The sequence below is a fragment of the Actinomadura sp. NPDC049382 genome, from assembly GCF_040677125.1.
In the GTDB taxonomy this organism is placed as follows: domain Bacteria; phylum Actinomycetota; class Actinomycetes; order Streptosporangiales; family Streptosporangiaceae; genus Spirillospora; species Spirillospora geliboluensis.
This window is the reverse complement of record NZ_JBFARO010000075.1, coordinates 10,953-37,323: the sequence shown is the minus strand read 5'-3', so window position 1 is coordinate 37,323 and position 26,371 is coordinate 10,953. Positions and strand designations below refer to the sequence as shown.

At 72.6% G+C, this 26,371-nt stretch carries 23 protein-coding genes; 8 read left to right on the top strand and 15 right to left on the bottom strand.

Going from position 1 to position 26,371, the window contains the following annotated elements; translation table 11 throughout:
- Window positions 1-646 precede the first annotated feature (646 nt).
- Window positions 647-2,119: a DUF222 domain-containing protein gene (locus AB0K34_RS31695; protein WP_364552732.1), complete on the bottom strand. Its 1,473-nt coding sequence runs from the start codon at window positions 2,117-2,119 to the stop codon at window positions 647-649.
- A 326-nt stretch (window positions 2,120-2,445) separates the two neighbouring features.
- Between AB0K34_RS31695 and AB0K34_RS31690 the strand changes: the two genes are divergently transcribed.
- A complete protein-coding gene (locus AB0K34_RS31690; RefSeq protein ID WP_138640346.1) occupies window positions 2,446-2,955 on the top strand; it encodes a DUF4189 domain-containing protein in 510 nt (169 codons plus the stop codon).
- A 793-nt stretch (window positions 2,956-3,748) separates the two neighbouring features.
- Complete coding sequence (locus AB0K34_RS31685; protein ID WP_138640348.1) at window positions 3,749-4,249, top strand: DUF4189 domain-containing protein; 501 nt, start codon at window positions 3,749-3,751, stop codon at window positions 4,247-4,249.
- Between the two features lie 86 nt (window positions 4,250-4,335).
- Here AB0K34_RS31685 and AB0K34_RS31680 read toward each other — a convergent pair whose 3' ends face one another.
- A complete protein-coding gene (locus tag AB0K34_RS31680) occupies window positions 4,336-6,534 on the bottom strand; it encodes an MMPL family transporter (RefSeq protein WP_364552731.1) in 2,199 nt (732 codons plus the stop codon).
- 403 nt (window positions 6,535-6,937) lie between these two features.
- On the opposite strand from AB0K34_RS31680, the gene AB0K34_RS31675 reads away from it, so the two are divergent.
- Together AB0K34_RS31675 and AB0K34_RS31670 are read left to right on the top strand one after the other, a co-directional pair.
- Entirely contained in the window at window positions 6,938-7,372 is a 435-nt protein-coding gene (locus AB0K34_RS31675) for a hypothetical protein (RefSeq protein WP_364552730.1), read from the top strand.
- 108 nt (window positions 7,373-7,480) lie between these two features.
- Window positions 7,481-8,365 carry an endonuclease/exonuclease/phosphatase family protein gene (locus tag AB0K34_RS31670; RefSeq protein WP_364552729.1) on the top strand — a complete coding sequence of 295 codons (885 nt, stop codon included), beginning with the start codon at window positions 7,481-7,483 and terminating at the stop codon, window positions 8,363-8,365.
- Between the two features lie 14 nt (window positions 8,366-8,379).
- On the opposite strand, the gene AB0K34_RS31665 is transcribed toward AB0K34_RS31670, so the two are convergent.
- On the bottom strand, window positions 8,380-9,723 hold the full coding sequence (locus AB0K34_RS31665; protein ID WP_364552728.1) for a carboxylesterase family protein: 1,344 nt from the start codon (window positions 9,721-9,723) through the stop codon (window positions 8,380-8,382).
- Window positions 9,720-10,604 (bottom strand): VOC family protein, encoded by an 885-nt coding sequence (locus tag AB0K34_RS31660; RefSeq protein ID WP_364552726.1) that lies wholly within the window; start codon window positions 10,602-10,604, stop codon window positions 9,720-9,722. Before AB0K34_RS31660 ends, AB0K34_RS31665 begins: the two co-directional genes overlap by 4 nt.
- Window positions 10,605-10,689: 85 nt before the next feature.
- Between AB0K34_RS31660 and AB0K34_RS31655 the strand changes: the two genes are divergently transcribed.
- A complete protein-coding gene (locus AB0K34_RS31655; RefSeq protein WP_364552725.1) occupies window positions 10,690-11,658 on the top strand; it encodes an AsnC family transcriptional regulator in 969 nt (322 codons plus the stop codon).
- Between the two features lie 75 nt (window positions 11,659-11,733).
- Here AB0K34_RS31655 and AB0K34_RS31650 read toward each other — a convergent pair whose 3' ends face one another.
- Genes AB0K34_RS31650 through AB0K34_RS31635 form a run of 4 tightly spaced genes read right to left on the bottom strand, consistent with a single transcriptional unit; the run spans window position 11,734 to window position 15,195 of the window.
- Entirely contained in the window at window positions 11,734-12,660 is a 927-nt protein-coding gene (locus AB0K34_RS31650; RefSeq protein WP_138641197.1) for an ABC transporter substrate-binding protein, read from the bottom strand.
- A 20-nt stretch (window positions 12,661-12,680) separates the two neighbouring features.
- Window positions 12,681-13,367: an ABC transporter permease gene (locus tag AB0K34_RS31645; RefSeq protein ID WP_301178192.1), complete on the bottom strand. Its 687-nt coding sequence runs from the start codon at window positions 13,365-13,367 to the stop codon at window positions 12,681-12,683.
- On the bottom strand, window positions 13,364-14,014 hold the full coding sequence (locus tag AB0K34_RS31640) for an ABC transporter permease (RefSeq protein ID WP_138641199.1): 651 nt from the start codon (window positions 14,012-14,014) through the stop codon (window positions 13,364-13,366). The genes AB0K34_RS31645 and AB0K34_RS31640 overlap by 4 nt, the downstream gene beginning before the upstream one ends.
- Window positions 14,014-15,195, bottom strand: coding sequence for an ATP-binding cassette domain-containing protein (locus tag AB0K34_RS31635; protein WP_364552724.1), 1,182 nt, complete (start codon window positions 15,193-15,195; stop codon window positions 14,014-14,016). The genes AB0K34_RS31640 and AB0K34_RS31635 overlap by 1 nt, the downstream gene beginning before the upstream one ends.
- Before the next feature lie 159 nt (window positions 15,196-15,354).
- On the opposite strand from AB0K34_RS31635, the gene AB0K34_RS31630 reads away from it, so the two are divergent.
- A complete protein-coding gene (locus tag AB0K34_RS31630) occupies window positions 15,355-16,836 on the top strand; it encodes an aromatic amino acid ammonia-lyase (protein ID WP_364552723.1) in 1,482 nt (493 codons plus the stop codon).
- Window positions 16,837-16,843: 7 nt separating this feature from the next.
- On the opposite strand, the gene AB0K34_RS31625 is transcribed toward AB0K34_RS31630, so the two are convergent.
- Window positions 16,844-17,851: a LacI family DNA-binding transcriptional regulator gene (locus AB0K34_RS31625; RefSeq protein WP_364552721.1), complete on the bottom strand. Its 1,008-nt coding sequence runs from the start codon at window positions 17,849-17,851 to the stop codon at window positions 16,844-16,846.
- 155 nt (window positions 17,852-18,006) lie between these two features.
- Here AB0K34_RS31625 and AB0K34_RS31620 point away from each other — a divergent pair, with 155 nt between their 5' ends.
- Complete coding sequence (locus tag AB0K34_RS31620; protein WP_138641203.1) at window positions 18,007-18,543, top strand: cysteine dioxygenase family protein; 537 nt, start codon at window positions 18,007-18,009, stop codon at window positions 18,541-18,543.
- 149 nt (window positions 18,544-18,692) lie between these two features.
- Here AB0K34_RS31620 and AB0K34_RS31615 read toward each other — a convergent pair whose 3' ends face one another.
- Together AB0K34_RS31615 and AB0K34_RS31610 are read right to left on the bottom strand one after the other, a co-directional pair.
- Entirely contained in the window at window positions 18,693-19,739 is a 1,047-nt protein-coding gene (locus AB0K34_RS31615) for a hypothetical protein (protein WP_364552719.1), read from the bottom strand.
- 43 nt (window positions 19,740-19,782) lie between these two features.
- Entirely contained in the window at window positions 19,783-20,961 is a 1,179-nt protein-coding gene (locus AB0K34_RS31610) for an acyltransferase (RefSeq protein WP_364552717.1), read from the bottom strand.
- Window positions 20,962-21,126: 165 nt separating this feature from the next.
- On the opposite strand from AB0K34_RS31610, the gene AB0K34_RS31605 reads away from it, so the two are divergent.
- Window positions 21,127-21,906, top strand: a complete 780-nt coding sequence (locus AB0K34_RS31605; protein ID WP_364552715.1) for an SGNH/GDSL hydrolase family protein — start codon at window positions 21,127-21,129, stop codon at window positions 21,904-21,906.
- Window positions 21,907-21,946: 40 nt separating this feature from the next.
- On the opposite strand, the gene egtD is transcribed toward AB0K34_RS31605, so the two are convergent.
- From egtD to egtA, 4 genes are read right to left on the bottom strand one after another with little or no spacing between them, the layout of a single operon-like run.
- Window positions 21,947-22,900 carry an L-histidine N(alpha)-methyltransferase gene (egtD, locus tag AB0K34_RS31600; RefSeq protein WP_364552736.1) on the bottom strand — a complete coding sequence of 318 codons (954 nt, stop codon included), beginning with the start codon at window positions 22,898-22,900 and terminating at the stop codon, window positions 21,947-21,949.
- A 41-nt stretch (window positions 22,901-22,941) separates the two neighbouring features.
- The gene (gene egtC / locus AB0K34_RS31595) at window positions 22,942-23,688 is read right to left on the bottom strand and encodes an ergothioneine biosynthesis protein EgtC (protein ID WP_364552713.1); all 747 of its coding nucleotides are present in this window, start codon (window positions 23,686-23,688) and stop codon (window positions 22,942-22,944) included.
- Complete coding sequence (egtB, locus tag AB0K34_RS31590; RefSeq protein WP_364552735.1) at window positions 23,689-25,047, bottom strand: ergothioneine biosynthesis protein EgtB; 1,359 nt, start codon at window positions 25,045-25,047, stop codon at window positions 23,689-23,691. It lies immediately after the preceding gene.
- The gene (egtA, locus tag AB0K34_RS31585; RefSeq protein WP_364552711.1) at window positions 25,044-26,306 is read right to left on the bottom strand and encodes an ergothioneine biosynthesis glutamate--cysteine ligase EgtA; all 1,263 of its coding nucleotides are present in this window, start codon (window positions 26,304-26,306) and stop codon (window positions 25,044-25,046) included. The genes egtB and egtA overlap by 4 nt, the downstream gene beginning before the upstream one ends.
- Window positions 26,307-26,371: the final 65 nt, after the last annotated feature.

Sequence of the window (26,371 nt, the reverse complement as noted above, 5' to 3'; positions counted from 1 at the left end):
CGTCTAACAGGGGCTTCTTCGCTTCACCGGCCGAACGCCAGCATCGCGATCACTTCGTGATCACCATCTCCCCAGACCGATGAAAAAGGGTCAGTGTTCAACCGCGGCGACAACCACCTTGATCGCCTCGACCTCGTCCTGCCGCGACTGCGTGACACTGCCTGTTGCACTCATGAAGGTCACTCTCACCCCTCAAGCGCGCTTGAGGTCAACACGCCCAGCCCACCAGACGCCGACATCACACTCGCCCCACACGAGATGCCCCGACGCAACCCCGATTCGATCAACAGCGACCAAGCCCAGCCCCAATCTGCACGCGCCAACTCGACCGGTCACGGCCCCGTGCCTAGGTCGGTGGGCAGGTGCGAGTGCTGCGGCAGGGGCGGGAGGTTGACGGGTTGCTCAGCTTGGTGATCAAGGGAGGGCCTGCTCCTCCGCTGGCTGCGAGACCGGGCGAGTCATTCCCGGGTCGGACGGGTGATGTGCCAGGTGCCCGAAGGTGGCCTTCACCTCGGTCCCCGCCGTCCGCGGCCAGCTCGCGCACGTATGGGGCGTCGAGAGATCTGGGTGAGCCTCCAGCCGCGTTACTGCTTCGTCCGATGATGCCGGCGACAGAATGGCGCGAGTGACTGCGAGACCGGGCGAGTCACTCCCGGCTGGGACGGGTGACATGCCAGGTGCCGGACGGAGTGATCCAGACAAGCAAGCCCGGCCAGATCTGCGTGAGCTTCCAGCCGCGTGACTGTTTCGTCCGATGATGTCGGCGGCAGAGTGGCGCGAGGTTGCAGCGGCAGGTGGCGCCGGTCGGCCAGGGGACGGTGTGGTCGACGTCGCAGCGGTGAGCGGGCTGGTTGCAGGTGGGGAACACGCAGGTGGGGTGGCGTTCGGCGATCTCGCGGCGGAGCGCGGTGGAGGGCCGGTATCCGGGCTGTCCGTGCTGGTCGAGGCCGTCGCGGCAGGCCGTGGCTCGGGGCTCGGCGAATTCGTGGTGCAAGTGCTGGACGGTTTCGCCGATCGCGGCGGGGAGCCGGTCCAGGGTGCCGGTGGCGCGGGCCTGGCGGTGAACGTGGGTGAGGCAGCGTTGCACCGCCTCGGCGACCTGCTGTCGTAGAGCCTCGTGCGGGGCGGCGTCGTTAGTAGACGGAACGGCGCTCAGATGCCGACGGCCGTCCATGTCCTGGGGTTGTTCGGCACCCGCTGCGCCATCAAGAGATGCGGTGGCAAGGACTCGCGGCATTACAGGCTGGGCCGCGTGCGGCGCGGGCCGTTCTTCCGCCGATGGCCCGTCCAGACCAGCGGGCCAGGTCGGTGTGGGCGGATTGGTGGACGTGGCGGCGTCGAAGGTGGCGCGGACGGCGTCCGGGAGGGTGGCGCCCTGGAGGAGACGGGTGGCCAGGTCGGCGCGAAGCTGATGGAGGGTGCGAGGGTCGCCGCTCGCCTTGATGCCGTGGGCCGCCGCACTGATCTTGTTGTGCGCGGCGTGCGCGTCTTCGAGGGTGATGTCGGTGAGGGCGAGGGCGGCGGTGCCGGCGGGTGTCTCCCACAGTTCGAGGCGGCGGTTCTTGACGGTCGCGCGGGCGCGTTCGTCTGACTCCTCGGGAGCGAGACGCTTGGTGAGGGCCTTGAGTCTGCGGCGCAGTTGCCCAGTCGTGCGAATCGGGGCCTCGTCCAGGATCGCGGCCTCGATGCGTGCGGCGAGGTGCCCGGGCAGGGATTGGCAGGCGTCGGCGATGACGCGGGCCCGCGCGAGGTCGATGCGTCCGGCCGCAAGGGCCTGCCGCGTGCCGGGGAGGACGGTGTGGAGGCGTTCGGCCAGATCGACCAGGGTTGCTGCAGCGTTCCCGGTGACCGTCAGCGCGGCCCCGACCTCCTCGATCACCGATTCGTGCGCCGACAGGACCCGGAAGTCGGGCTCTTCCTTCTCCTCGTCGGCGGTGCGGCGGCGGGTGAGTTCGGCGATCGCGGCCAGTTCGCGGGCCTGCGCCCAGGAGGTCTGGCGGCGCGCGGCGACCGCGGCGTCCAGCAGTTCGGCGTCGGACAGGCTCCCCAGGTCGCCGGTCAGGTCCGGGACGGGCCGCGGAAGGGGCGGTGAGGGTTCGCAATCAGCGACACGGAACAACGGCTGAGCCGACATCATCACTCCCCCTCACTCCCTCCCATGATATCCGATCCATTCGAACAAAGTAGCGAACATTCCCTAGGGGACTGAATTCTGTCGCCGCCCATGGCCGACGAATGGAGGAATCGCTATGATCTTCCGGATGTCGACGCACTCCGGGGGCTTTCACCGTGCAACCACCGCAACCGCCCTATAGCGGCCAGCCGCCTCACCGGCCTCCGGCCGGCCCTCCCGGCCCTCCCGGTCCCCCTGGTTGGGGCCCGCCTCCCGGTGGTCCTCCCGGTTGGGGCCCGTCCGGCCCTCGGCCGCCGAAGGGCGGTAACGGGATGGTCGTCGTCATCGTGGCCGTCACGGGCTTCCTGCTGCTGGTCGGCGGTGGCGCGGCCGTGCTGTTCTGGTCGGACGACGATGACTCTCCGAGCACGACGTCGGTGGCTTCGAGGCCCTCGTACTCGGGTCTTCCCACGCCGCCCACCTACAGCCCGCCCACGTACAGCCCTCCGTCCTTCCCCACCTCGGATCCGACCCCCGAGCCGACGTACTCACCGCCTCCGCAGAACTATGGAGCCATCGCCGTAGGACGGAACGGCGCGATCGGCAAGGCGTGGGACTACGACACCCCGGCGGCCGCCAGGAGGCGCGCGCTGAACGAGTGCCCCACCTCGGGCTGCAAGGTCCTCACGACCTTCGTCAATGGGTGCGGGGCCGTCGCGTACAACTCCAGAACCAACAAGTACTGGGGCGGCCACGGCTCCACCAAGGCCGCAGCCCAACGCAACGCCATCAACAACGCAGGCGGCGGTCGCTGGATCACCTGGGTCTGCACCACCCGGTAGGCAGGTGCGGGCCGCACCCCGCACCTACCGCAACCATGCTCACCCATCTGGAACCGGCGACCGCAACCAACGTGACAGCAACCCACAACAACCGGGACGTGAGCACCCACCCGCCAGTGGCCGGCCCAGCCGTCCACCTGCATCAGCGGTCCTTGCTCCGCTAGAAGGCCCGGCCACGCACTCACCGCCAGGAGCGCGGCGACCCCGGCCACGCACCCACGTGCATCTGCAGGACGGCGGCGTCCGACAGAACTCGGCGAGCCCCACCGGCCCCTGCCCTGCCTTGAGGGATCGCAATTGCCCGGACGGTCCGCGCCCTGCCGTGACCCGCTGACGGTGAGGACAACGACAGCGAAAGATCCCTTCGTCCAGTCCATTCATGACTCGGACGCACAGGTCGCCCCCGCCCCTCGGCGCGCCGACCATGATCCACATCTCGGCGACCGCCCGCTGCCGCGCCCCTACGGGGGTTTCTGACGCACCCCGCCCTATCGGCTCCATTCGCGAACAAGTAGCGGATTCGAACGGCGTCGCACTCCGCAGACGGCCGATGCGGGCGAACGGGGAACCGCGCAGACCGCCCCTCCGTCCGATGAAGGATTCACCACGATCTTCCGTATAACAACGCACTCCGGGGGCTTTCACCGTGCATCCTCCACCGCCGCCCCACGGCGGCCCGCCGCCCCATCGGCCTCCGGCCGGTCCTCCCGGCCCTCCCGGTTGGGGGCCGCCGCCCGGCGGTCCTCCCGGTTGGGGCCCGTCCGGCCCTCGGCCGCCGAAGGGCGGCAACGGGATGATCGTCGTCATCGTGGCCGTCACGGGCTTCCTGCTGCTGGTCGGCGGCGGCGCGGCCGTGCTGTTCTGGTCCGACGACGATGATGATCGCCCGAGCACGACATCGGTGGCTTCGAGGCCCACGTACTCGGGTCTCCCGACGCCGCCCACGTACAGCCCGCCGTCCTTCCCCACTTCGGAGCCGACCACCTCGGCGCCGACCTACTCACCGCCTCCGCAGAACTATGGCGCCATCGCCGTAGGACGGAACGGCGCGATCGGCAAGGCTTGGGACTACGACAGCGCGGCAGCCGCCAGGAGACGGGCACTCAACGAGTGCCCCACCTCCGGCTGCAAGGTCCTCACCACCTTCGTCAACGGCTGCGGCGCCGTCGCTTTCAACTCCAGAACCAACAAGTACTGGGGCGGCCACGGCTCCACCAAGGCCGCAGCCCAACGCAACGCCATCAACAACGCAGGCGGCGGCCGCTGGATCACCTGGGTCTGCACCACCCGGTAGGCGAAGCGCCCCCATCCGCCCTTGTGTCGCAACGTGCCTGACCCGAGCCAGTGGGGTCAGGCACGTTGCACTGGAGGCCGCCCCGCTCACGGCCTGCGCAGCAGATGCGGAGGGTACGGAGGATGGGGATGGGCCGGCGCCTGGGGAAAGTGGTGGTGCCGCGGGGACGGACGGTTCGGCCACCAGTTCCAGGAGCCCAGAAGCGCCATCAGAGCCGGCAGGACGAAGATGCGGATGACGACCGCGTCGATCAGGATGGCGGCCGCCAGGCCGACGCCGAGCTGCTTGAACTCGACCATGCTGAGCGTCCCGAAGATCGAGAAGACGGCGACCATGACGATCGCGGCGCTGGTGACGACGCCGGCCGAGCGGGTGATGCCCTCGCGGACGGCGTCCCGGGTGGGCAGGCCGTGCCGGGCGGCCTCGCGGATCCGGCTCACGACGAACACGTGGTAGTCCATCGACAATCCGAACAGCATCACGAACAGGAACAGCGGCAGCCAGGAGACGACCGCGCCGGAGGACGTGAAGTCCAGCAGGTTCTCCGCCCAGGTGTGCTGGAAGACCGCCACGAGAACCCCGAACGCCGCGCCCGCCGACAGCAGGTTGAGCAGGGTGGTCGACAGCGCGATCGCGGGCGAGCGGAAGATGAGGCCCATCGTCACGAGGGTCAGGAGCAGGACGAAGCCGACCACCAGCGGCAGTCGTTTCTCCAGGTGGTCGGTGAAGTCGACGCCCTCGGCGACCTTGCCGGTGACGGCGTACTCGGCTCCGGGGACGGCGCCGACCGCCTGCGGCACCCAGGCGCGGAGCGTCTCCAGTGAGCGGCGGGCGCCGTCGCTGTTGGGCGTGTGCGGGGTGGCGATGCCGATCAGGTGCACCCGGCGGTCGGCCGACGCCTTGACGGCGGGACGCCGGTCGTGCGCGAAGAGCGGGTCGGCGGCCGTGCGGCGGGCCAGGGCGGCGAGGGCCGTCTCGACCTCGTCCGACCGGTCGGCCGGGGCGCGCACCGCGACCTCGTGGACGGTCCCCTCGCTGGGGAACGCGTGGGTCAGCCGGTCCATCGACCGCACGACGGCGATGTCGCGGGACAGGTCGTCCGAGCCCGGCTGCTTGAGCCGCATGTCCAGCGCGGGGGCGGCCAGCAGGAGGAGCAGCCCGGTGGAGACCGCCAGGGTGACCGCCGGGTGGTTCAGCGCGGGGCGCAGCAGCGCGGGCCACAGCCGCGACTCGCCCTGGCGGAGGGTGAGGCGCCACAGGACGGGGATCCTCGGGCGGTCCGTCCAGCGTCCGAGCTTGGCCAGCAGCGCGGGCAGCACGGTGAGGGACGCGAGCACGGCGACCGCGACGACGATGATCGAGCCGGTGGCGAGGGACGAGAACGTCGCCTCGCCGGCCAGGTAGAGCCCGGCCATCGCGACGATCACCGTCATGCCGGACACGACGACCGTGTGCCCGGACGTCTCCGCCGCGATCTCGATCGCGTCCGGCCGGCCCCGGCGCCGCTCCTCCCGCTCCCGCTTGAGGTAGAACAGCGAGTAGTCGACGCCGACCGCCATCCCCATCAGCAGGATCACGTTGCTGATCGCGCTCGTCGCGGGCAGCACGTGCGAGACCAGCGCGGACAGCCCCATCGCGGCGGCGACCGACGACAGCGCCAGCGCCACCGGCACGCCCGCGGCGATGACGGCGCCGAACACCACCAGCATGATCAGCAGGGTGAGCGGCAGGCTGATGAACTCGGCCCGCTTGAAGTCCTCGCCGAGCGTCTCACCGAGCCCTTTGGCCGTCGAGCCCGTCCCGACCTGCTCCACGCGCAGGCCCGGGTTGGCCCGCTGCACCTCCGCGCTCTGCGCGAGCAGCGGGTCCACGCGGCGGTCGGCGGTCTCGGTGTCGCCCTTCATGGTCACCGGCACGAGCACGGCGGTGCCGTCGGGCGACCGGACGGGGCGTCCGACCGACTCGACCTCGGGGAGCGCCTTCATCCGCCGGACGACGTCCGCGGCGGCGGCCCTGGCCGTCCGGGCGTCGAGTTTCCCGCCCTCGGTGCGCGTGATGAGGACGTTCTCCTCGGGCTTCTCCGGGAAGTGCCCGGACTCCGCGATGCGCCCGGCCCGGCCCGACTCCCCGACCCCGGACTCCGCGTCGCTGATCTTGTTGGTGCCGGCGGCGCCGCCGAGCGCCAGGCACAGCACGACGAACAGCGTCCACAGCCCGATCGCCGTCCAGGGCCGCCGCGCACTCCACCGCGCCACCCGCACCGTCACCGATTTCTTGATCTCCACGCGGACGACGCTATTTTCCGGGCCGGTACCGGCCCCATGGGGCAAACCATCGGATCCCGCCGCGTCACCACACCTCACCTCCTGCGGAAATCCTCAGGGGGACGAAAGGTGCGCCCTCCGCAGCCGCGCAGGCACTGCTCCAGTCCCGGGCGCGGCCCAGGACGAGGGTGCAGGGGGCGACCGAGCCCTCAACCAGGACAGTGCTGTTTCCCCTTCTTGGTCGGCCACGCGTCCGGTATTGCACGGAGATCCAAGATCGCAGGCGGCCTCCGAATCGGCTGTCTACCGACCGGCTTTTTGTCCGAGACCATGGATCAATGGGGCGCGGCGCTGCCAGTCTTGATACGGACCACGGCGCACGTTGGGAGAGTGAGAATTGCGCGCGATAGGCAGGCGCCACTCCGTGCAGCTGCACCATATGGTGAGCACACGCCAGGTCGGCGACACGATCGTGAACCGCTACAGGGTGTCTCCGATAGAAGTCCTACGCCCCGACCAGGGAAGCAGCGTCATGGAGGTGCGGTGCGGCGCCTGTGACGGTGTGGTTCGGCTGCGAGTCCACTCCGTCCAGCGCACCAGGAGGGCACGGCGCCGCTGGCTGGGCCTGGTCGCACTGGCACTGCTGGTCGTCGCGGCGGGGTCGTTCGAGATATTCCGTTTCGAGTCCGGCCATTATGGGGATCCGGAGTTCCTGTTCATCGTGACCCCGGTCGCATGGATTCTCGGCTTGGCCGCCGCCGTTTTCTTGAGTTTTCGCTGGCACCAGGAGGACGGTGTGCGCATCACCGGGCAGCCGACGCCGGGCGCAAGGCACGAGTTGCTGCCGTTCGTTCACTGAGGCGCGCCGCCATGTCGTGGCGGCCCTCGGAGATGAAGGGCGGTACCGAAAACCAGACCGGCCCGCCCAAGGCGCCGAGACTATCCTCGAAGCGGCGGGAGGGGAGCGATGCTCGGACGTGTCCGGCGCCGGCGCTGGTTCTGGCCGCTGGTCGCCGCCGCGGCGGCGGTGCTCGTGTCCGGTTTCGTGTTGGGCGCGCCGAGGGCGGACGACGACGGGACGGTCCGCGTGATGACCTACAACCTGCGCGGCGTGAACGATCCGCCGCCGAGGGACTGGAAGACCCGGCTGCCGCTCGTCGAGCGCGTCCTGCGCCGCCACCGCCCCGACCTGCTGGGCGTGCAGGAGGCCCGCTGGTACCAGGTGAAGGATCTGACTCGGGTGCTGAAGGACTACGGCTGGGTCGGCCTCGGCAGCCAGGGCGGCACCCGCGACCAGTTCCTGGCGGTCTTCTACCGCCGGGACCGGTTCGAGGTGCTCGACTTCGACCACTTCTGGCTGTCCGACACCCCGTCCGTCATCGGCTCGGCCACCTGGGGCAACCGCTACGTCCGGATGGTGACCTGGGCCAAGCTCCGCGACCGCCGCACCGGAGCGGTGCTATACCAGGCCAACACGCACCTGGACAACATGTCCGCGGACTCGCGGGTGAGGAGCGCCCGGCTGATCCTCGACCGCGTCCGCGCGTTCGACGCGGGCGTGCCCGTGGTGCTCACCGGCGACTTCAACGCCGCGGCCGGCGCGTCGCCGGTGTACTCGATCCTCACCGGCGCCGACGCCTTCCGCGACACGTGGACGACCGCCGGCCGGCACGGCCCGCAGTACCGCTCCGAGAACCACTGGCTCCCGCCGGAGAGGGACGGCCGGCGCATCGACTGGATCCTGGCGCGCGGTGCCGTCCGCACGGTCTGGGCGGAGATCGACCCCTACCGGGACGGCGATACCTACCCGTCCGACCACGACCCCGTGATCGCCCACCTGAAGGTCGGCTGACGCCCCGCGCGCGGTCAGGTGAAGTGGTGGACGGTGCCGGCGGGCAGACCGGGGTCGCCTTCGCGGACGAAGCCGGTCCAGGCGCGGCGCACCCGCTCGACCAGGCCGGCGGGCCGTTCGCCGGCGAGCATCGGCGCGTCGCGCCAGGCCGCCGCGCTGCCCAGGGTGAACGGCAGCTCGATGCAGTGGCAGGCGCCGTAGGGGCTCTGCGGCGGATGCCAGTCGAAGCGGTAGAGCCATGGCACCGCCCCGTGCTCGGTGAGCGCCCGCGCCAGCCGCCGCGTCGGTTCGTCGAACAGCTGCTCGGTGGCCAGGTCGATGGCGATCCGCGTGGCCGTCCGGCCGTCCGGTGCGGCGCGGCCGGGGTCGCCGAACCAGTCGGCGGCGACGCGCGCCAGGTCGTCCGGGCCGAGCGCCGCCACTCGGTCGTCGAGGGCGAAGAACGCCGCCGCCTCGTCGCGGGTGGTGCCCATCAGCAGCTCGACGCCGTCGGCGGCGCGCGCGCCGACCTCGCCCACCGGGTCGGCCGCGACCAGGTCGCCGTCGGCGACCAGCTGGAACGGCGGGACGGCGCTGAGCGGGACGGCGGTGCGGCGGGCGACCGCGCCCTGGGCGGCCAGCAGCGCGGTGACCGGGACGCGGGCGAGGCGGTCGGCCCGGCCGGGGTCGATGCCCAGTTCGTCCAGGAGCAGGCGGCCGGTGCGCTCGGCATCGTCCACCTGGTCGGGAAGCATGCCCGCCGGGGTGCTCTGCAGGATCGCGCGCCGGAACAGCCCGCGGGCCCGTCCGCCGGAGAGCAGCGCCAGGATGGACTGGGCACCGGCGGACTGGCCGGACACGGTGATGTGGTCCGGGTCGCCGCCGAACGCGGCGATGTTGTCGCGGACCCAGTGCAGGGCCGCGAGCTGGTCGAGCAGCCCGAGGTTCCCCTCGCTCACCCCGGGCAGGCGGAGGAAGCCGAGCGCGCCGAGGCGGTAGTTGAGGGTCACCACGACGATGTCGCCCTCGGCGGCGAGTTCGGCGCCGTCGTACCAGCCGACCCCTCCCGAGCCGCTGGTGTACCCGCCGCCGTGCAGGAAGACCAGGACCGGGCGGCCGTCGCCCGGCGGCGCCCACACGTTCAGGTACAGGCACTGCTCGGCCTGCGGCGTCTGGAAGGCGCCCATCACTCCTTCCAGGCGGGACGGGGGCTGCGGTGCGGCCGGGCCCGGCCCGGCGGCGTCCCGGACGCCGGGCCGCGGCGGCACCGGCCGGGGCGCGGCGAACCGGTCGGCGAGCGCGTAGGGGATGCCGCGGAAGGCGGTGACCGGGCCGGCGGCGACGCCGCGGACGCGGCCCGCGGCCGTCTCGGCGATCATCGGGCGGTGAAGAGCAGGGCGGCGCCGTGGGCGTCGCGGGCGGACACGGTGAAACCGCCGTCGGCGGCGCGGGTCGCGGTGCCGCCGGCCTCGACGATCGCGCGCGCGGCGGCGACGTCGTCCACCGCGACGGTCATCGCGGCCAGGTAGGACTTGGCCGGGGCGGGCTCGCCGGGCAGCACCTCCTCCGCGCGCGAGGCCCGGACGAGCTCCAGCCGTCCGGCCGCCAGGTCCAGCACCGTGCGCGGCCCCCGCGTCCGGGGCTCGGTCCGCAGGATGCTGGCGTACCGGGCGGTGACCGCGTCGGCCTCGCCGTCGTCCACCACGATCAGCACCGCCTCCAGGGCCCGCGCGCCGTTGGGATGCCGCAGGTGGCGCGGCTGGTGGACGTACTCGCGGGTGAGGTGCTGCGCGATCCCCACGTACGCCTCCGGGGTCGTGCGCGGGTCGAGGTGCAGGGCGCGGGCCCGCATGGTGCGCGTCCCGTCCTCGGTGTCGACGTCGCGTTCGAGGTCGAGGACGCCGGAGGTGCGCAGCCCCCCGGCGGTCAGCCGCCGGTCGGTGGCCTCGGCGTCGCCGGTGTCGAAGTTCAGCAGCCGGAACCCCTCGTAGTCGGCGACCATCGCCTTGGTGCGCCAGGGGTCGGGCGCCGACTCGTCCACGATGCCCAGGAGTTCGATGTAGGCGCCGCCGAAGAGGGCGCACCGGTTGGCCGTGCATCCCGGCACCGGCGGCTCGCCGGGGCGCTCGTTCAGCAGGTGCCGGGAACGGGGGCTCAGCGTGAACCCGAACGAGAGGTAGGTGCGCTCCAGCGCGTCCAGATCGCGGGTCACGATGCCGGCGTGGTGGAAGCCGCGGATGTCGTGCGTGTCGTCTGCCATACGGGGATGCTGCAACGGCGACCGCCGTCCCGTCCCCCACGGGCGGGGCAGACGCCGCGATCCGACATCGAACTACCATCATCGGGTGGATTCGGTCACCCTCGACCCGGTCGACCTGCGGCTGCTGCACGCGCTCCATCTCGACGGGCGCGCCCCCTTCAGCAGGATCGCCGGCGTGCTCGACGTGTCCGACCGGACGGTGGCCCGCCGCTTCGCCCGGCTGCGCGCCGCGGGCGCCGCCCGCGTCACCGCCGTCGTCGACACGCGCGGCCTCGGCCACGCCGAATGGCTGGTGCGCCTGCGCGTGCCGCCCGCCGCCGCCGGCGCGCTGGCCCGGTCGCTGGCGCGGCGGCCCGACACCGCGTGGGTGACCGTGCTGTCGAGCGGCACCGGGATCGTCTGCGTCCTGCGCGCGCCCGCCGGACGGCCCGCCCCGCTCGCGGAGCTGGCCCGCGACCCGCGGATCCTCGACGTGCGGGCGGAGCGGCTGCTGCGCCACCTGATGGACCGCCGCTGGTTCGGCCGGACGTCGGCGCTCACCGCCGAGCAGGTCTCCGCGCTCCGGCCGCCGCCCGCCCCCGCCGGCACCGACCCGGTCGGCGCCGCCCCGGTCGTCCTCCGTGACCTCGACCGGCGGCTGCTGCCCGCCCTGGCGGCCGACGGCCGCGCCGCCTACCCTGGCCTGGCGCGCCGCGTCGGCTGGTCGGAGTCGGCGGTCCGCCGCAGGCTGGAGGCCCTGTGCCGGTCCGGCACGCTGCACTTCGACGTCGAGGTCGACCCGGCGCTGCTCGGCTTCACGGCCCAATGCCTGCTCTGGCTGACCGTCGTCCCGTCCCGGCTCGCCGCCACCGCCCGGGCCCTGGCGGGCGACGCCGAAGCGGCCTTCGTCGGCGCGACCACCGGACCGCACAACCTCCTGGCCATCGCCGTCTGCCGCGACGAGGACGCCCTCTACGCCTACCTCGCCGGCCGGATCGGGTCACTGGACGGCGTCGAACGCGTCGAGACCGCCCCGATCACGTCCTACAGCAAACGCGTCGCCCCAGCGCCCTGACCGGCCCCCGAGAACGGCCCCCGAGAACGGCAGAGCCCGCCGCGCGGTGCGCGACGGGCCCTGTCGTAGTGAGGGTCAGGCCAGGCCGGACTTCTTCAGCCACTCCTCGGCGACCTTCTCCTGGTCGTCCTTGTCGATGGCGATGCGCTTCATCATGTCCAGGAGGTCCTGGGTGGTGAGCTTGGCGGAGACGCCGTTCAGCGCCGCCTTCGCCTCGTCGTTCACCGCCTCCTTGTTGATCAGCGGCGTGACGTTCTGGGCGCTGAAGACGTTCTCCGGGTCCTCCAGGACGACCAGCTTGTTCTGCTGGATGGTCGGGTCGGTCGTGAACAGGTCGGCGGCCTGGATCTTGTTCTCGGTGAGCAGCTTCACCAGGGTGGCCTGGGCGCCCGCGTCGAACGGCTGGAACTTCTTGAACTCCAGGCCGTAGACCTTCTGGAGGCCGACGAGGCCCTGCTGGCGGGTCTTGAACTCCGACGGCCCGGCGATGACGAGGTCCTTGGCGACCGGCTTGAGGTCGGCGATGGACTTCAGGTTGTACTTGGCGGCCGTCTGCGGATTGACGGTGACGGAGTCCTTGTCCTCGGCCTGGGCCGAGTCGAGGATCTCCACCGACGGCGGCAGCTTGGCCTTGAGGGCGGCGTTGATCTCCTCGGTGGTCGCGGCGGTGCTGTTCTTGTCGACCGAGGTGGTGAGCAGGGCGCCGTTGTACTCCGGCATCACGCTGATGCCGCCCTTGACGACCTGGTCGTAGTAGATCTCGCGGGCGCCGATGTTGAACTTGCGGGTCACCTTGAGGCCCTTGGCCTCCAGCGCCTGCGCGTAGACCTCGCCGAGCAGGTTGCTCTCGGGGAAGTTGGCGCCGCCGACGGTGATCGTGCCGCTCTTGCCGCCGCCGGCGAGGGGGTTCTTGTCGTCGCCGGACGAGTCCCCGCCGCCGCAGGCGGACAGCGTGAGGGCGGCCGCGAGGCCGATCGCCGCGCCACGGATGAGTTTCTTCATGGTCCTTGTCCTTCGGTCGATCAGGAGGAACGGGCGGAGCCGAGCAGTCCCGGCGAGATCACGACGCGGCGCAGCGCCGCGAAGGCGAGCTGGACGATCAGGGCGAGCAGGACGACGAGCACGGTCCCCCCGATGACGAGCTGGTAGTCGTTGCGGGCCAGCCCGTCGATGATGTAGCGGCCGAGGCCGCCGAAGCCGGGGTAGGCGGCGATGGTGGCGGTCGCGACGACCTGGATCGCCGACGTGCGCAGCCCGAGCAGGATCAGCGGCAGCGCCATCGGCAGCTCCGCGTGCCACAGCACGCCCCAGCCGGTCATGCCCATGCCGCGCGCCGCGTCCTTGGCGTCGGCGTCGACGCCGCGGACGCCCTCGAAGGTGTTCACCAGAATCGGCGGGACGGCGAGCGCCACCAGCGCCACCAGCACCGGCGTGATGCTGTACTCGATCACGACGATGAACAGGATGAGCCCGAAGGTGGGGATCGCGCGGGCGAAGTTCGCGACCGTGATGGCGAGGAAGCCGCCGCGTCCGGTGTGCCCGATGAGCAGGCCGAGCGCCAGCCCGATCACCGCGGCGGCCGCGAGCGACACGCCGCTGTAGTAGAGGTGCTGGAGCAGCCGGTGCGGGATGCCGTCGGCGCCGTGCCACTGGGACGAGGCGGTCAGCCACGTCCAGAACAGGTCGATCTGGTTCCACACGTCGTTCACGAGGCCCCCCGGGCCGCCCGGGCCCACGGCGTGAGCAGGCGCTGGACGGTGACGAGGATCGCGTCCGTCACCAGGGCCAGCAGGATGATCAGGACGGTCGCGGCGATGATCTGCGTCTGGAACTGCAGCTGGTAGCCGCGGATGATGTCCTCGCCGAGCCCGCCCTGCCCGATCAGCTGGCCGACCGCGACGAGGCTGATGGAGGAGACGGCGGCGACCCGCGTCCCGGCGATGACGATCGGGACCGCGATCGGCAGCTCGACCTGCAGCAGCCGGCGCAGCGGCCCGAAGCCCATCGCGGTGGCGGCCTGCCGGACCGGCTCGGACACCGACGCCAGGCCGTCCACCACGTTCGGGACGAGCACCGACAGGCTGTAGAGGGTCAGCGGGATCATCACCGTGGACGGGTTGAGCCCGGTGTAGTCGATGAACAGCATGAACAGCGCGAGCGACGGGATCGCGTACAGCACGTTCGACAGCGTCAGCGCGGGCGGGTAGAGCCAGCCCCAGCGGCGGCACAGCACGCCGAGCGGCAGCGAGATGAGCAGCCCGAACAGCACCGGCAGCAGCGCGAGCCGCAGGTGCAGGACGGCGTGCTCGCCCAGCGAGTCGGTGTGCTCGCCGATCCAGCCCCAGTCGATGTCCATCAGCCGCCCTCCTTGGCAAGGGACGGCGCGCCGGGCTCGGCGTCCGCGCTGGATTCGGCGTCAGCGCTGGGCTCCGCCGCGTCCGCGTCGGTGCCGGTGCCGGAGCGGGCGATGGCGGTGGTCAGGTCCTGCTGGTCGGCGATGCCGACGAGCCGCCCGGCGGCGTCGACGCTCACGGCGCGGCCGGACGGCGACAGGATCGCGGCGTCCAGCGCGGCCCGGACCGAGTCGGTCTCGGTGTCGAAGGTGTGCCCGACCGGCGCGAGCCGCGCGTCGCCGAGCACGCCGGCGGACGGCAGGACGTCGGCCGCGGCCCAGCCGAGGGGACGCCGGTCGCCGTCCACGACCAGGACCCAGCCCTCGGCGGGCGCCTCGCTCACCGGGGTGTCGGCGGGCAGGACGCCGCGCTCGTTCAGCGGCACGGACGCGGACGGGACGAACGACAGCCGCCGGATGCCGCGGTCGCGCCCGATGAACCCGGCGACGAAGTCGTTCGCGGGCCGGGCGAGGAGGTCCTCGGGGCTGTCGACCTGGACGAGCCGGCCGCCGGTCTCGAACACCGCGATCCGGTCGCCGAGCTTGATGGCCTCGTCGATGTCGTGGGTGACGAACACGATCGTCTTGTGCAGTTCGTCCTGGAGGCGGAGGAACTCGTCCTGCAGCTCGCCGCGGACGACGGGGTCGACGGCGCTGAACGGCTCGTCCATCAGCATGATCGGCGGGTCGGCGGCGAGCGCCCGCGCGACGCCGACGCGCTGCTGCTGCCCGCCGGACAGCTGGAACGGGTAGCGCTTCCCCATCGCGGGGTCGAGCCCGACCCGCTCCATCAGCTCCAGCGCCCGCTCGCGCGCCTTCTTCTTGTTCCAGCCGACGAGGTAGGGGACGGTGGCGATGTTGTCGACGATGGTGCGGTGCGGGAACAGCCCGGCGTGCTGGATGACGTAGCCGATGCCGCGCCGCAGCTCGGCCGGCTTGCGCTCGCGCACGTCCCGCCCGTCGATGAGGACGCGGCCGGAGGTCGGGTCGACCATCCGGTTGATGGTCCGCAGCGCGGTGGTCTTGCCGCCGCCGGACGTGCCGACGAACACGGTGATGCGCCCGGTGGGGCATTCGAGGCTGACATCGTCCAGGGCGACGGTGCCGCCCGGGTAGCGCTTGGTGACGCCCTCAAAGGTGATCAACGATTCACGTCCTCGTTGGGCGCCCGCGACGCCGATGATCGATTTCGGCCTACCCGCCAACCGTAACCAATGGGTACGGTCACCTCGGTGTCCCAGCTTGTCCGGAACGTCGGTTGTCGAGCATAACTACCGGTAAACAGGGGAAAGTAGCGTAGCCGCGTGGAGAACAGCCGAATCGTTATCGACGGAACCGCGCTCACCTGCCGCCAGGTGGTGGCCGCGGCCCGTTCGGATGTGACGATCGTCATGGCCTCGGAGGGGGTCGAGCGGGCCCGCGCCGCCTGGCGGACCGCCCGCGAGGCCGCCGCGACGCAGCCGGTGTACGGGCGGACGACCGGCGTCGGCGCGAACCGCGTGGTGGACGTGGAGTGGGAGGACGCCGACGCGCACGGCCTGCGCCTGCTGCGCAGCCACGCCGCCGGGGCCGGGCCCCTCGTCGCCCCGGAGATCGTCCGGGCGATGCTGACCGTCCGGCTGAACCAGATCGCGGCGGGCGGGTCGGGGGTGGAACCGGGCGTGCTGGGCGCCCTCGCGGACGTCCTCAATCTGGGCCTCCTTCCTCCGGTGCCGGTGTACGGGGCGATCGGCACCGGCGACCTGACGGCGCTGGCGTCGACCGCGCTGTGCCTGCTCGGCGAGCGGGCGTGGCTGGCCGACCCGGACGGGAGCGCCGACCCGGACGGGGCGGCGCCGCGCGGACCGGGCTACCGGCTCGGCTCCGCCGACGCGCTCGCGTTCATCAGCTCCAACGCCGCCACGCTCGGGGAGGCGGCGCTCGCGGTCGCCGACCTGCGCGAACTGCTGCGCGCCTCGACGGTCGTCGCGGCGCTGTCGCACTTCGCCGTGCGGGGCTCGGAGGAGCCCTACGCCGAGGCGGTGCAGGACGCGTGCCCGCACCCCGGCCAGCGCGACACCGCGGCGGCGATGCGGGCGCTGCTCGCCTTCGACCGGCCCGCGCCGATGCGCATCCAGGACCCGTACGGGTACCGGGCGTTCCCGCAGGTGCACGGGCCCGCGCTGGAGGCGGCGCGGTACGCCGAGGAGGTCGTCACCCGGGAGATCAACGCCGCCGCCGAGAACCCGCTGGTCGACGTCGCCGGGCGGCGGGTCTGGCACAACGGCAACTTCCACACCGCGTACGTCGGCCTCGCGCTGGACTCGGCGCGCGCCGCGCTGTTCCAGACGATGGCGCTCGCCGCCGCCCGGCTCGGGACGCTCGCCGAGCCGTCGTTCACCGGCCTCTACCCGTTCCAGGGCGCCACGGAGGCGTCGTCCGGGATCATGATCCTGGAGTACGTGGCGCACTCGTGCCTCGCCGACGTCCGGCGCCTGGCGACGCCGGCGGCGCTCGGCAGCGCGGTGCTGTCGCGCGGCGTGGAGGAGCACGCGGGCTTCTCGACCCAGTCGGCGCGCGCGACGACCGACGCCGTCGCCGCCTACCGGCTCGGGCTCGGCTGCGAGCTGGTCGCCGCCGCGCGGGCGCTGCGGATGCAGGGGCGCGCGCCGTCCGGCGGGCCGCTGCGGGCGGCGACGGACCTGGCCGCCGCCGTCCTCGACCCGCGCGTCGAGGACCGGCCGCTCGACGCCGACATCGCGGCGGCGGCGGACCTGCTGCCCCGGCTCGCCCGGCTGCATCCCTGACCCGGCCCTACTCCGCCCGGCCGCCGGTGGAGGCGCGGACGCGCAGCGCCGGCTCGCGCACCACGCGGCGCTTGCGCGGCTTGCCGTCGATGACGTCGACGACGAGCCGGACGGCGGAGTGGACGATGCCGTCGATGTCCCAGTCGACGGTGGTGAGCGGCGGCGTGAGCAGCGCCGACATCGGATGGTTGTCGTACCCGCAGACCGCCACGTCGCCGGGGACGGCGAGGCCGAGCGCGCGGGTCGCGGCGTAGACGCCGTAGGCGATCGAGTCGGCGAAGCAGAACACCGCGGACGGCCGGTCGGGGCCGCCGAGCACCCGCGTCGCGACCTCGGTGGCCGCGGCGAGCGACTGCGGCACGACCACCACGTCCACGCGCAGCCCGAGCCGCTCGGCCTCGGCATTGACGTGCACGTCGGCGGGACGGTCGGGGGTGCTCGCGCGGGTCGGGGTGAACACGGTGACGCGCTGGTGCCCGAGGCCGTGCAGGTGCTCCAGCGCGAGCGTGACGCCGCGCCGGTTGTCGAACACGACCTCGCCCTGCGCCTGGCCGCCGTGCAGCGCGTCGCCGATCGACACGACCGGGACGGTGCCGGCCAGCTCCGACCACAGCGCGGCGGACGGGTCGAGCGGCTGGACGATCAGCCCGTCCACCCGCTGGTCGCGCAGCCGGCGGGCGAGGGCCAGCTCCCGCTCGGGGTCGCCGCCCGCGTCCACGATGAGGGCGTAGCGGTCGCGGGCGAGCAACGCGCGGCCGATGCCGACCGCGAGGGACTGCTGCCAGTAGTCCTCCAGGGAGCCGCACAGCAGCCCGACCTGGTCGGTGCGGCCGCTGGCCAGGGCGCGGGCGATCGGGTGGGCCTCGTAGCCGAGCTCGTCCGCCGCCGCGCGGACCCGCTCCTGCGTCTCCTCCGAGGTCTGGATGCCGCGCAGCGCGTACGACACCGCCGCAGGCGACAAACCGGTCGCCTGCGCCACTTCCCGGATGGTCGCGCGCTTGCGCTTCTCCGACATCCCTCCAACCCTAGAGGCCGCCACCGACAGGGCAAGGAGCGCGACCTTGACGGCATGACTCCTGAAGCGGTTCACTGAAACGGTTAACTGATGCGGTTCAGTACCGCTGTTCAGCGGCTTCGCCGCGCCCTGCGTCAGTTCGGAAAGGAGCACCCGTGTCCTCGGAGGTCCTGCCCCGCGCCACCGGCCTGGAGAACCTGCCCGGCCGCCCCCTCGACAAGCGCGAGCTGCGGGAGCTGGTCGACGGCCTGGCGGAGCGGCCCGATCTGTGGCGGCCCCAGGTCGAGTTCCCCGAGGGGCGGCGCCACTACGCCTCCCTCCACCGGGACGAGCACGTGGACGTCTGGCTGCTGTGCTGGACGCCGGAGAACGACACCGGATGGCACGACCACGACGTGTCGTCGGGCGCCGTCCGCGTCGTCGCCGGGGCCATCGAGGAGAACAACCCGCGCATGGGGGGCGACCCGCTGCGCACCGTGGTCCGGGAGGGCGAGTCGTTCGCCTTCGGCCCCGACCACATCCACCGGCTCACCGGCGTGGAGGAGGCCAGCGTCTCCATCCACGCCTACTCGCCGCCGCTGTGGCGGCTCGGCCAGTACTCCGTCGACGAGTCGGGCGTGATGCGCCGGCTGCCCGTCAGCTACACCGACGAACTGCGCCCGCCGGACGACGCACCAATTCCGCCCGCCTGACGGGACCGTTCCAGCGTGGAGCCCCCGGCGGGCCCGACCGGGGGAAGCGGGCCCGCCGGGGGAAAGGCGTCCGGCCGAAGCCCGCTCACATCGGCCGGACGCTCACGTCTCCTTCAGCGCCCGCCACCCCAGATACGTCACACCCCCGCTCACGGGACCGCGGCGGCTCCGGTGCGGCGGGCGAGCCACCGGTCGGTCGCGGCGCACACGACGACGACCACGGCGAAGGCGATGCCGGCCGCCCGCAGGAGGCCCGCCTCGTAGTAGGTGTCGGTGACCAGCCTGAGCGCCGCGTACCCGGCTGCGGCACCGGCAAGGAGCGCGACCGCTGTTTGCGCCGCCCAGAGGGCGATGCGCGTCGCGCCGACGCCTGACAGGGTCTCTCGCCGCACGTGTATGGCGGCGGCCAGGCAGATGGCCGAGGCCGCCGCCACAGCGACCAGCGGTGTGCCGAAATTCACGCCGTAGCGGACGGCCAGAGCCGGGACGAAGAAGAGGGCCAGCGCCCATCTCAGGCCACTGGCCACGAACGACAGCGCGACGCCGGGCTCACCGTCGCGCAGCCTGGACGAGGCCAAGCGCGCGGCTACGAGAACGCATAGGGCGGCGGCCGCGCCCGGCAGGCGTCCGCTCAGGTGGCCGAGGTTGTAGAGGAGGGCGGTGTCGTACACGGTCAGCACAAGATGCCCCAGAGCCCACACGGAGACGGCGAAGAGAAGCATCTGCGCGAACGATGCCTGCTCGGGAGCGTCGTCCTCCCGGTCTGCCAGCCACCAGAGCAGCAACGGGGTCACCACGGCGGAGCAGGCACGGATCACGATGTCGTCCACCGTGTAGGGGTTGTGCAGGTCCCACTCGACCACGCAGAAGACGAACGTGTAGAAGAAGGACGCCGCCCACACCAGCCATGAGCCCGCCAGGCGCCGGTACAAGCCGCGATCCAACCACCTCAGCACCGTGACATAGGCAAGCAGCACGAGCGGAAGCTCAAGGAACGCCTGTACCCGCAAGACGGACGGTGCCAGCAGTTCGGGCGCCGGGAAGTGCTCCGCCAAGGCGCGCATGGAGGAGCCGTCCGCCAGCGCGAACCAGCCGTCCGGCAGGTATCGCGCGATGAACGACGTGTCCCCGCCGTGGACGCGCAGCACGAACACGGTGAAGAGCACCTGGTTCAGGTAGACGAGAGCGACCACCAAAGCCAGGAACACCTCTGGGCGGGCTGGGCGGCTTGTGCGGGTTTTAGTTTCGGGCCAGGTCCATTGGTTCCGGCGGTCGCGCGGGCGGCACCGCAGGGGCCGGGGTGCGGTCAGGAGGCTCAGTGCCGTTGCCAGTAGGGCCGCCCCGTCCACCATGACCGACAAAGTTAGACGTTTCCGCCACGCGGCGCAGGGGCTCCAGCGACGCGTACAGGCGTGCGCGCATCCAGGCCGCTCCCGGGCGTTCGACCAGGCGGTGGACGGCGTACGCGCTCAGCAGGGACGCGGCCACGACGACGCACAGCGCCGGCCACTTTCCGAGGTCTGGGTACAGGGCGTCCAGTAGGGGCAGCGCGAGTTGCGAGTGGACGAGGTACAGCGGGTACGTGAGCGCACCGAGGACGGTCAGCCGCGACCATCGCAGCCACCGGAGCCGGTGTGTCGCGACGAGGATCATCACGGCGAAGATTCCGGTGATGATCGCGCTGACCACGATCTCGTTCGCGCCGCGGAAGACGTGCTCGGCGCGCCAGGCGCCCCAGTGCAGCGCGATCAGGTAGGTCACGGCCACGTAGCCCCAGAGCAGCAGCGTCGGCCCGAACCGGTGGATCATGTAGAGCGCCATGCCGGCGATGAAGTAGCAGCTCCAGGTCGGGATCAGCATCACCTGGAGCAGGTCGTTGTCGGCCTCGTCGGCGTAGACGCCCGCGAACAGCCAGGCCGCCATGAACACCAGGCAGGAGCGGTAGGTGATGCCGATGCTCGCGAGGACGGCGACGAGCACGTAGAAGTGGAGTTCGACCCAGAGCGTCCAGTAGACGGCGTCCACGTTCCGCAGGCCGAGGCCGCCCTGCAGCATGGTGAGGTTCGGCAGCACCAGGCCGGGGACGCCGTGGCCCTGCCGGAACACCGCGTACACCACCGCGCCCAGCAGCACGCTCACCCAGTACGCCGGCATCAGCCTGACCAGCCGGGACACGCCGAACTCGCCCGGCCCGCGCCCCCACGCGCTCATCAGGATCACGAACCCGCTGATCACGAAGAAGAGGTCGACGCCGAGGTAGCCGAAGCGCGTCACGTCCCCGAGCGCGGGGAAGACCTCGGCCGACGGCTCCGGCCACGGCCCGGCCCCTCCGAAGCCCGTGAAGTGGTACAGCACCACCGCCAGCGCCGCCGCGAAGCGCAGCAGGTCGAGTTCCCTGAGCCGTTCCCGTCCAGTCACCGCGGAACCCTCCCGCCCTCCGGTGACCCGGTCCCGGCCCCGGGGTGAGCCCGGAGTGAACGGACGGTGTCGACGGCGGCACCGCGCTGCCGCGAGAGGCCCCCGCGGCGGCGGCGGATCAGTAAGATGCCGCATGCATCCCCTGGAACTTTTGGGTGGTCTTCCATGACATATCGCCGCGCCCGACGCGGCGCGGCGACGTTGATGCTGTGCCTGAGCCTGGTGGCGGCCCTGGCGGCCACCGGCTGCTCCGTCCTCACGGGCTCGGTCCACACGCCGGCCGCCGCCGACGGCCCGCCGAAGGCCCCGGCCAAGGACGGCGGGTCCCGGAAGGCCGCGCCCGTGGTGATGTTCCTCGGCGACAGCTACACGGTGGGCGACCGCGGCGCGGAGCCGGAGACGACGTACGCGGCGGCCGCGGCGCGGCTGCTCGGCTGGCAGGTCGTCATCGGCGGGCGCGCGGGCACCGGCTTCCTCGCCAAGGGGCGCGGGACGCAGGCGTTCCTCGGCCTGTTCGAGAGCCAGCTCGGCTGGCGCCCCGCCCCCGACCTGCTCATCGTGTCCGGCGGCCACAACGACTGGCGGCTCCCGGCGCCGAAGGTGGCCGCGGCGGCGCACCTGCTGCTCCAGCGGGCCCGGCAGCGCTGGCCCGGCACCCGCGTCGTGCTGGTGGGCCCGCTGTGGGGGACGGGCACGCCGACCCCGGGGGCGCTCGCCGTCCGGGACGCGCTGAAGGGCCTCTCCGGGCAGCTGGACGTCCCGTTCATCGACCCGATCGCCGAGAAGTGGATCACCGGTGACTGGGTGACCGGCCAGGGCAACGCGCCGCGCTACATCAAGCGGGACCGCACCCACCCGAACCAGACGGGCCACCGCTACGTGGCGACCCGCCTGGTCGCGGACCTCGACCGGCTCGGCCTCGCCCACCCGGCGCGCAAGCGCTGATCCGGGCGGGCGCTGCCTCAGCCGGTCGGCCCGTCCGGCCTCAGTCGGCGGGACGGGCGAGGGTGAGGGAGAAGTCGCCGCCCGGGTCGGTCCAGAACGCGGCGACCGCCATCCCGGCCGCGCCGAGCTCGGCGTCGAGGCGCTCGCGGCGGAACTTGGCGGAGACCTCGGTGCGGGTCTCCTCCCCCGCCGCGAACGACACCTCCAGGTCGAGGCCGCCGACGCGGACGCGCTGGTCGCGGACGGACCGCAGCCGCATCTCGATCCACTCCTCCGCCTCGTTCCAGAGGGCGACGTGCTCGAACGCCTCCGGGTCGAAGTCTGCGTCCAGCTCCCGGTTGATGACGTACAGGACGTTGCGGTTGAACTCGGCGGTCACCCCGGCCGCGTCGTCGTAGGCGCGGACGAGCCGCCCGGGGTCCTTGACGAGGTCGGCGCCGAGCAGCAGGAAGTCGCCGTCGCCCATGGTGGCGCGGACGCCGCCGAGGAACCCGATCCGCTCGGCGGGCGGCATGTTGCCGATCGTCCCGCCGAGGAAGGCGACGAGCCGCCGCTCGCCGCCGGGCAGCAGCGGCAGGTGCTGCTCGTAGTCGGCGACGACGGCCCGGACGGCGAGGCCCGGATGGTCGGCGGCGATCCCGGCGGCGGCCTCCTCCAGGAAGTCGCCGCTGACGTCGACCGGCACGTAGGAGCGCAGCGTGCCGGACAGGGCGTCCAGGAGCAGCCGGGCCTTCTCCCCCGACCCGGCGCCGAGTTCCAGCAGCGTCCGGGCGCCGGTGGCGGCGGCGATCTCGGGCGCCCGCGCGGTGAGGATCTCCCGCTCGCGCCGGGTCGGGTAGTACTCCTCCAGCGCGGTGATCTCCTCGAAGAGCGCGCTGCCGCGCTCGTCGTAGAACCACTTGGGCGGCAGGGTCTTGGGCGTGCCGGTGAGCCCCTCCCGGACGTCCCGGCGGAGCGTCTTGGCGAGGTCGTCGGCGGTCAGGAACCGGTCCATGCGGTCGTTCACAGGGTGGTTCTCCTTCGCGGGAATCGGAGTCAGAGCGGTCGGACGCGCACGCCGGAGCCTGGCGCGGCGGTGACGAGGGAGCGGTCGGGGACGGGCCGCCAGGCGGGATCGTCGTCGAGCGGCTCCGACGCGATCCGGACGGCGTCCGCGTCCTCCCGGACGAACAGCGAGTCGCCCCAGGTGGTGGCGGCCAGCGCGGCGCCGTCGGAGGCGAGCAGGTTGTAGCGGCCGGGGGCGAGGGCGGTGACGGCGGCGAGGGCGGCGGCGAGGCCGTCGCCGAGCGGCGCGCCGTCCCGCCAGTGCCGGACGGCGAGCGCGAACAGCGGCGCGGAGTCGACCGGCGCGCGGGCGTCGGGGACCTCGGCGACGTCGCCGGCCAGCTCGCGGAGCTTGCCCTCGACGCCGCCGTAGCCCTCGACCTTGCCGTTGTGGCTGAACAGCCACGTCCCGGCGCGGAACGGCTGGGCGCACGACTCGTCCACGGGGAATCCGACGGTCGCCGACCGGATCGCCGCGACCGCGCACGACGTCCGGACGGCGCCGGCGACCTCGCGGAACGACTGGTCGGTCCAGAGGGGCTGGGCGCGGCGGAACCGGACCGGCACCCGGGATGCGGCGCCGTCCTGGTACCAGCCGACGCCGAACCCGTCGGCGTTCAGCAGGTTCCCCTGCGTCATGCGCGGCGCGTACGCCTGGGTCTCCAGGGAGTGCTCGCCGTCGTAGACGAGCGAGTGCAGGGTCTGCTCAGGCCCCAGGTAGCCGAGATGGCGGCACATTCAGCGGTCCTCCCCGGGCGTGCGGGCGCAGCGGAAGCCGGAGAAGATCTGCCTGCGGATGGGGTAGTCCCAGTTGCGGAACGAGCCGCGTATGGCGAGCGGGTGCGTGGCCCAGGATCCGCCCCTCAGCACCTTGTAGTCGGGGCCGAAGAAGACTTCCGAGTACTCCTTGTAGGGGAATGAGCGGAAGCCCGGGTAGCCGTGGAAGTCGGACGACGTCCACTCCCACACGTCCCCTAGGAGGCGCCTGACTCCGTAGGCCGACGCACCCGACGCGTAGGTGCCGGTCTCGGACGGGCGTAGCGCGCGCTGCCCGAGGTTGGCGCGGCCCTCTTCGTACACGTCGCCCCAGGGGTAGCGCCTTGAGCGCTCCGTGGCCGGGTCCCAGCGGGCGGCCTTCTCCCATTCGGCCTCGGTCGGGAGCCTCTTGCCGGCCCACCGCGCGTAGGCGTCGGCCTCGTACCAGCACACGTGCTGGACGGGTTCGCCGGACGGGACGGGTTCCATCCGTCCGAACCGGCGCCGGACCCACTGTCCGCCTTCCCGGGTCCAGAAGGCGGGGGCGCGTTTGCCGCTGCGGTTGCGCCACTCCCATCCGGCCGGGTCCCACCAGCGCGGGTCGTCGTATCCGCCCGCTTCCATGAAGGCTAGGTAGGCGGCGTTGGTCACCGGCTCCACGTCGATGTAGTACGCGGGCAGGTCGACGAGGTGCACGGGGCGCTCGTTGTCGTACGCCCATGGGTCGTCCGAGGTGCCCATCTGGAACGGGCCCGCCTCGATGAGCACTTCCTCGGCGCGGGTACCCTCGGCGGGCTTCCGCAGTGGCTCGGCCAAGGGGTCGAGCAGTGCGGGGGCGCCCTTCCTGAGCTGATGGGTGGCGAGCATGGTCTCGTCGTGCATGTGCTCGTGCTGCACCACCATCCCGTACACGAACCCGCCCGACGTCAGCGGATTCGCCGTGTCGAACCGCACGGACGACAGCGAGTCGAGCACCTTGGACCGGACCGTGCCGATGTAGGCGCGGGCCTCGTCCGGGCGCAGGAGCGGCAGCGTCGGCCGTTCGCTGCGGGGATGCTCGAACGCGTCGTACAGGTCGTCGATCTCCGGCCGCATCGCCTCCTGGCCCGCCGCGGCGCGCAGCAGCCACAGTTCCTCGTAGTTGCCGACGTGCGCGAGGTCCCACACCAGCGGCGACATCAGGGGCGACACCTGCGCGGTGAGGTCGTCCTCGGCGAGGACGTCGGTGGTGAGGCCGAAGCTGCGGTCGCGCACCGCGCCGAGCTCACCGGCGATCAGTTCCTTCAGCGCATCGTCGTCGCGGGCGTCGTCGCGGGTGTCGAGCGGGCCCGGGGAGCTCATCGGGGCCATGTGGGGTCCTCCTCGGACGGAAGCGGGGGCGGGGACGGGATCTCGGACGAGGACGAGAACGAGGACGGGGCCGGGGCCGGGGCGTCGTCGGCGGGGCTGCGGCCGCACTCGACGTACCGGCGGGCGTACTCCTCCACGAGCGGGACGAGCCCGGCCGCGCCGAGCCGGGGCAGCGCGTCGAGCGCCGCCGCGAAGCAGGAGCGGGCGGCGGCGGCGAGCGGCGCGTCCGCCAGCCCGCACCGGGCCGCCGCAGCCCACCGGCCCGCGACGGGCTCGGTCGCCGCCTCGGCGGCCAGGGACGCGGCCGGGTCGTCCAGGAGCGCGGTCGCGACGGCGACCGGGACGGGCCAGTAGCGGCCGGGCGGCGCGTCGATCATGCGCAGTTCCAGCCAGCCGCGCGGCCGGACCGGCGGGAACAGGGTGGACAGGTGGTAGGCCAGGTCGTCCTCGCCCGGCTCGCCCTTGTCGAGCCATTCCAGGAACGACATGCCGGGGTCGGAGACCCACTTGCCCTCGGCGGTGTGGACGAGCATGACCCGGGCGTCGAGCGCGTACCGCGTCCACGCCTCGGCGGGGTCGCCGTCGGCCCCGTCCCGCAGGACGGGCAGGGTGCGGCAGGGGTCGAGCTCGGTCCAGATGCCCTGCCGGGACGAGCGCATCCCGGTGCGGCGGCCGGCCCGCAGCGGCGAGTTGGCGAACGCGGCGACCAGCACCGGCCCGAGCGCGTGCGCGAGCCGCCAGCGGCGGGCAGCGTCCGGGTCGTCGGCGCCGATGTCGAGGTTCACCTGGACGGACGCGGTGGAGCACATCATCGCGAGGCCCGCGTCCGGGAAGCCGCCCGCGCGGAAGTAGTCCCGCATGCACGCGTAGCGCGGGTGGTCGGCCTGGAAGCGGGGCCGCCGGACGGGGTCGACGCCGTGCCCGGCGAGCGCCAGCCCGTCCGCGGCGAGCGCGTCGCGGATCTGCGCGATGTCGCGGCCGAGCGCGGTGTGCAGCGGGCCGAGGCCGCGGAAGGGCGCGGAGCTGAGTTCGAGCTGCCCGCCCGGCTCGTAGGTGATCTTGCTGCCGGCGGCCGGCGGGCCGGCGTCCGCGACGAGCGCGCGCACCCGCTCGGCGGGCACGTGGGCGGCGGTGTCGGCGGTGTCGACGACGAACCACTCCGTCTCCGCGCCGACCGTCCCGGGCGGCCCGGTCTTGAAGCAGACACCGCGAATGTGCTGGTAGACGCCGTCGACTGTCAGGCGGGTCACCGTTGACTCCTCACGTAAATCGATAACGGGTTCGAATCCTTCCCTGCTGAACCGCATCAGGAATC

What these genes read in the sequence shown, in the direction of transcription:
- AB0K34_RS31690 (WP_138640346.1), top strand. Translation starts at nt 2,446, where the DNA reads ATGGTCGTCGTCATCGTGGCCGTCACGGGCTTCCTGCTGCTGGTCGGC.
- AB0K34_RS31685 (WP_138640348.1), top strand. Translation starts at nt 3,749, where the DNA reads ATGATCGTCGTCATCGTGGCCGTCACGGGCTTCCTGCTGCTGGTCGGC.
- AB0K34_RS31670 (WP_364552729.1), top strand. Translation starts at nt 7,481, where the DNA reads ATGCTCGGACGTGTCCGGCGCCGGCGCTGGTTCTGGCCGCTGGTCGCC.
- AB0K34_RS31665 (WP_364552728.1), bottom strand. Translation starts at nt 9,723, where the DNA reads ATGATCGCCGAGACGGCCGCGGGCCGCGTCCGCGGCGTCGCCGCCGGC.
- AB0K34_RS31660 (WP_364552726.1), bottom strand. Translation starts at nt 10,604, where the DNA reads ATGGCAGACGACACGCACGACATCCGCGGCTTCCACCACGCCGGCATC.
- AB0K34_RS31650 (WP_138641197.1), bottom strand. Translation starts at nt 12,660, where the DNA reads ATGAAGAAACTCATCCGTGGCGCGGCGATCGGCCTCGCGGCCGCCCTC.
- AB0K34_RS31640 (WP_138641199.1), bottom strand. Translation starts at nt 14,014, where the DNA reads ATGGACATCGACTGGGGCTGGATCGGCGAGCACACCGACTCGCTGGGC.
- AB0K34_RS31625 (WP_364552721.1), bottom strand. Translation starts at nt 17,851, where the DNA reads ATGTCGGAGAAGCGCAAGCGCGCGACCATCCGGGAAGTGGCGCAGGCG.
- AB0K34_RS31605 (WP_364552715.1), top strand. Translation starts at nt 21,127, where the DNA reads ATGACATATCGCCGCGCCCGACGCGGCGCGGCGACGTTGATGCTGTGC.
- egtD (WP_364552736.1), bottom strand. Translation starts at nt 22,900, where the DNA reads ATGGACCGGTTCCTGACCGCCGACGACCTCGCCAAGACGCTCCGCCGG.
- egtC (WP_364552713.1), bottom strand. Translation starts at nt 23,688, where the DNA reads ATGTGCCGCCATCTCGGCTACCTGGGGCCTGAGCAGACCCTGCACTCG.
- egtB (WP_364552735.1), bottom strand. Translation starts at nt 25,047, where the DNA reads ATGAGCTCCCCGGGCCCGCTCGACACCCGCGACGACGCCCGCGACGAC.